We start from the raw sequence: 586 nt of genomic DNA on the forward strand, positions 1-586 counted from the left end.
CTCAGGTATTTGTGTTTCTTCATTTCAAGCTTTAGCTCTCGATAGTAGCCTTCGTGCTCCCAGCGAGTATTATAAAGCTCGGCCATTTGCTGGGCCGGATGCTCGCTGGAATCGATCAAGTTCGTCCATAATCTGTAAGTTTCAGTGATCAGCTCACCTTGCGCATTCGTGCTCTCAACGGCATAGTGTATTTCGCGCACACGATGAGTGGCGATGATTTTGGCTGGGCGCGTTCGGCTACGCACTTTGACCTCGACGATCCATGAGCCATCCGCGAGTCGCCGAACAGGAGAACTTGTCTGCGAATGGAAGACTTTTAGTAAAAATGCACCGCATTGGCTCGTGCCTACGAGTTGATGTAAGAACCAGCCAACACCATAAAGACAGTCGCCCATTAGCATGTCGCCTGGCCCGAGCCGCGCCAGCAGGCTGGCCGCTAGACTCAGTTCACAATCTCCACCAGCACCGACGGACACTGCAAGTGGGTTGTGAGCGCCCAACTCGACCAGTGAACTTGCGTAGATTTGCGGAAAAGCCACCTCTTGCAGCCCATCGCCCACAGGACTGTTTCGCGTCTTGGCTTTAG

Annotated in this window: 1 protein-coding gene; it reads right to left on the minus strand. The window is 53.2% G+C overall.

The features are described from left to right. Positions 1 to 586: transposase (locus QEH59_RS18675; RefSeq protein ID WP_486679440.1), on the minus strand; the 586-nt coding region annotated here is incomplete at both ends.

The organism is Thalassobacterium sedimentorum (assembly GCF_031127905.1).
GTDB lineage: Bacteria > Verrucomicrobiota > Verrucomicrobiia > Opitutales > Coraliomargaritaceae > Thalassobacterium > Thalassobacterium sedimentorum.